The 4,206-nt window shown below is 65.1% G+C and carries 3 protein-coding genes and 2 pseudogenes; 2 read left to right on the top strand and 3 right to left on the bottom strand.

All coding sequences use genetic code 11. The annotated features are described in order from the left end of the window. Nucleotides 1-251: pseudogene (locus Q7U29_RS17525) on the top strand (hypothetical protein); the annotation flags it as partial. A 22-nt stretch (nt 252-273) separates the two neighbouring features. On the opposite strand, the gene Q7U29_RS17520 reads toward Q7U29_RS17525, so the two are convergent. The 3 genes from Q7U29_RS17520 to Q7U29_RS17510 are packed head-to-tail and all read right to left on the bottom strand — an operon-like array spanning nt 274 to nt 3,814. Continuing rightward, on the bottom strand, nt 274-2,025 hold the full coding sequence (locus tag Q7U29_RS17520) for an NAD+ synthase (protein WP_304743577.1): 1,752 nt from the start codon (nt 2,023-2,025) through the stop codon (nt 274-276). 44 nt (nt 2,026-2,069) lie between these two features. Then, entirely contained in the window at nt 2,070-2,423 is a 354-nt protein-coding gene (locus Q7U29_RS17515; protein ID WP_304743576.1) for a diacylglycerol kinase, read from the bottom strand. A 2-nt stretch (nt 2,424-2,425) separates the two neighbouring features. Then, the gene (locus tag Q7U29_RS17510) at nt 2,426-3,814 is read right to left on the bottom strand and encodes a class II 3-deoxy-7-phosphoheptulonate synthase (protein ID WP_304743574.1); all 1,389 of its coding nucleotides are present in this window, start codon (nt 3,812-3,814) and stop codon (nt 2,426-2,428) included. Between the two features lie 270 nt (nt 3,815-4,084). Here Q7U29_RS17510 and Q7U29_RS17505 point away from each other — a divergent pair. Then, nucleotides 4,085-4,206: pseudogene (locus Q7U29_RS17505) on the top strand (alpha/beta hydrolase); the annotation flags it as partial.

The following is a 4,206-nucleotide window of genomic DNA, read 5'->3' as shown; positions in this document are numbered from 1 at the left end:
TCGACGACAAGGCCGCCGCCGAACAGCAGGGCGACATTATCGTCACCGAAGAGAGCGCAAAGAAGATGGCGCGGCCGAAACCGGCTCCCGCCTCTGCCAAGAAGGGCGCCCCGCCCGCAGCGACGACGGCCACCGCGCCTGCAACCACCGAACCACCGGCGGCGCCAGCCGATTCAACCGGCGCGGCCAAGGACAGGCCGATCCGATCGGTCGGCCCGACCTTCATCCCGACCAATCCACCGGCGCGCTGACGCGGTTGCGATCTCGCGTTCGCTAGCCTTCGAACGCTTCGGCCGAACCGCGGGCCGCGCGTGACACCAGGGTTTCGTCCGGCGCCGGCAGCGATTTCCCGGTGTCGCGGAATTTGTTGGTGATGGGATAGCGGCGATCGCGTCCGAAGTTTTTCTGCGTCACCTTGACGCCCGGGGCCGCCTGCCGCCGCTTGTATTCGGCGATGTTGAGCAGCCGGTCGATCCGCGTCACCACGGCGGGATCGAACCCGGCGGCGATGATGTCGACCAGCGGCTGCTCGCGCTCGACCAGCCGCTCCAGAATGCCGTCGAGCATGTCGTAAGGCGGCAGCGAATCCTGGTCGGTCTGGTTGTCGCGCAGCTCCGCCGTCGGCGGCCGGGTGATGATGTTGACCGGGATGACTTCGCCTGACGGGCCGAGCGCGCCGTCCGGCTTCCACTCATTACGCAGCGACGAGAGCCGGAATACTTCGGTCTTGTAGATATCCTTGATCGGGTTGAAGCCGCCGTTCATGTCGCCATAGAGCGTGGCGTAGCCGACCGACATTTCCGACTTGTTGCCGGTGGTGACTACCATCGCGCCGGTCTTGTTGGAGATCGCCATCAGCAGCGTGCCGCGGGTGCGCGCCTGCAAATTCTCTTCGGTGATGTCACGCGGCAGGCCGGCAAAAGTGCCGGACAGGATTTTTTCGAAGCCGTTCACGGCGTCGGCGATCGGCAGCACCTCGTAACGGAAGCCGAGGGCATCGGCGAGTTTTGCCGCGTCGTCGAGCGAGACCTGTGCGGTAAACCGAAACGGCAGCATGATGCCGCGCACGCGCTCCGCACCCAGCGCATCGACCGCGATCGCGGCGCACAGCGCCGAATCGATGCCGCCGGAAACGCCGAGCAGCACGCCGGGAAATCCGTTCTTGCCGACATAGTCGCGCAGGCCGAGCACGCAGGCGGCATAGTCGCCCTTGTCGCCGTCGACGATCGGCGCCACCGGCCCTGTGCAGCGCCAGCCGGCGTCGGTCTTGCGCCAGAGCAAGGTCGTGATGTTCTCCGTGAACGCCGGCAATTGCGCCGCGACCGAGAGGTCGGCATTCAGCGCGAACGACGCGCCGTCGAACACCAACTCGTCCTGGCCGCCGATCTGGTTGAGATAGACCAGCGGCAGCCCGCTTTCAGTGACACGGGCGACCGCGATCGACAGCCGCAAATCGTTCTTGTCGCGGGCATAGGGCGAGCCGTTCGGCACGACCAGAATTTCGGCGCCGGTCTCGGCGAGACATTCGACCACGTTCTCGTAGTCCTCGGACTCTTCGAGCCAGATGTCCTCGCAAATGGGAACGCCAACCCGGATGCCGCGGATGGTCACCGGGCCCGCGGCTGGTCCGCGCGCGAACAGGCGCTTTTCGTCGAACACGCCGTAATTCGGCAGATTGGCCTTGAACCTGAGAGCGGCGATGCGCCCGCCGTCCAGCAATGCGCAGGCATTGTAGAGCTTGCCGTCCTCGACCCAGGGCGTGCCGATCAGCACCGCCGGACCGCCGTCGGCGGTCTCGCGTGCCAGTTCCTCGACCGCCGCGCGGCAGGCCGCCTGGAACGCCGGCTTCAGCACCAGATCTTCCGGCGGATAGCCGGTGATGAACAATTCCGGCAGCACCAGCAGATCGCCGCCGTCGGCCCTGGCCTGCGCGCGGGCGGCGCGCGCCTTGGCGGCGTTGCCGGCGACGTCGCCCACGGTCGGATTGAGCTGCGCCAGGGTGATCTTGAACTGAGGTTCGGTCATTCCGCGATGGTGCCCTGCACAAGCGCAAACTGCAATTGCATGCTTTAGATCACGCCTATGCGCTCAGCGATGGCGAACAGCCAGAACAGCCCGGCCATGACCAGTGCGACGCCGACCGCCGCCGAGCCCATGTCCTTGACCCGGCCGATCTGCGGATCGTGGTCGGTGGTGAGCCGGTCGGCGAGTTTTTCGATCGCGGTGTTGAGCAGCTCCACCACCAGCACCAGCGCAACCACGGCGATCAGCTCGACGCTGCGCATGGTGGTGACGCCGATCAGCCACGCCAGCGGCAACGCCAGCGCCAGCGCCACCAGCTCCTCGCGAATCGCCGCTTCGGAGCGGATGGCAAAGGCGAGGCCGTTGCGCGTGTTGATGGTGGCCCGCCAGAACCGCAGCAATGCTACAGCCCCGCTGCGGCCGGCATCGGCTGCGCCTTGCCGGCGCGCTCCTGCTTGAGCAATTCGGCGATCAGGAACGCCATGTCGATCGACTGTTCGGCATTGAGCCGGGGATCGCACACCGTGTGATAACGGTCCGAGAGATCCTCATGGCTGATGGCGCGCGCGCCGCCGACGCATTCGGTGACGTCCTGCCCGGTCATTTCCAGATGTACGCCGCCGGCATGAGTGCCCTCCGCCGCATGGATGGTGAAGAACGATTTGACTTCCGACAGGATGCGGTCGAACGGGCGCGTCTTGTAACCGGAGTTGGACGCGATGGTGTTGCCGTGCATCGGATCGCACGACCACACCACGACGCGGCCCTCGCGCTGCACGGCGCGGATCAGTGCCGGCAGGTGATCGGCGATCTTGTCCGAACCGAACCGGTTGATCAGCGTGAGGCGTCCGGGCTCGTTGTCCGGATTGAGAACGTCGATCAGCTTCAACAGCTCATCCGGCTTCAGCGACGGGCCGCATTTCAGGCCGATCGGATTCTTGATGCCGCGGAAATATTCGACATGGCCGTGATCGAGCTGGCGGGTGCGGTCGCCGATCCAGATCATGTGGCCCGAGGTGGCGTACCAGTCGCCGGTCATGGAATCGACGCGCGTAAAAGCCTGCTCGTAGCCGAGCAGCAGCGCCTCGTGGCTGGTGTAGAAATCGGTGGCGCGCAGTTCCGGGTGGCTTTCCAGGTCGAGCCCGCAGGCGCGCATGAAATTCAGCGCGTCGGAGATGCGGTCGGCCAGCTCCTTGTACCGGCGCGACTGCGGCGAATCCTTCAGAAAGCCCAGCATCCACTGATGCACGCTGCCGAGATTGGCAAAGCCGCCGGTGGCGAAGGCACGCAACAGGTTCAGCGTCGCCGCCGACTGGCGGTACGCCATCAGCTGGCGCTGCGGATCCGGAGTGCGCGCCTGCGCGGTGAAGGCGATGTCGTTGACGATATCGCCGCGGTAGCTCGGCAGCGAGACGTCGCCGATCTTCTCCATCGGCGAGGAGCGCGGTTTGGCGAATTGCCCGGCGATACGGCCGACCTTCACGACCGGCACCGCGCCGGCATAGGTCAGGACCACGGCCATCTGCAGCAGCACGCGGAAGAAATCGCGGATGTTGTTGGCGCCGTGCTCGGCGAAGCTTTCGGCGCAGTCGCCGCCCTGAAGCAGGAAGGCCTCGCCCTTGGCGACGCGCGCCAGCTGCTTTTTCAGGTTGCGGGCCTCGCCGGCAAACACCAGCGGCGGAAACGTCGCCAGCTGCGCCTCGACATCGGCCAATGCCTTGGCATCGGGGTATTCGGGGATCTGCAGGCTTGGCTTGGCGCGCCAGCTATCGGGTGTCCACCGCTCGGACATGGCGTTAACTCCTGAACAAAAACCGCTACTTATGGCAGGCAGCGAAGGGCCGGGTTATACACAGGCTAATCGCAGACCGCCAGAGCGCGGTGACTTTCAGAGAAAGTCACCGCGCTCTATCCTTTTGTTTGCGCATGATCTTTTCGGAAAACCGGGACCACTTTTCCGGATCATGCGGCTGGAATTCAACCTGTCGATACAACCCCTTGCGGCAAAAGCTGAATTCGCATTTGGTGTCGGAACCCACGAAAGCGGAAGAGGAAACACGGGTTGGCTGAGGCTGCGCTGGACGACGTTTTCATCGACGACATCACCATCCCGGCGACCGACGGGTATCAGCTGGGGGCCACGCTGTTCCTGCCGCGGGGGGCGAAGCGCCATGCCGTCCTGAT

It is taken from the genome of Bradyrhizobium sp. (genome assembly GCF_030654605.1).
GTDB lineage: Bacteria > Pseudomonadota > Alphaproteobacteria > Rhizobiales > Xanthobacteraceae > Bradyrhizobium.
This window is presented reverse-complemented; position numbering and strand designations above follow the sequence as displayed.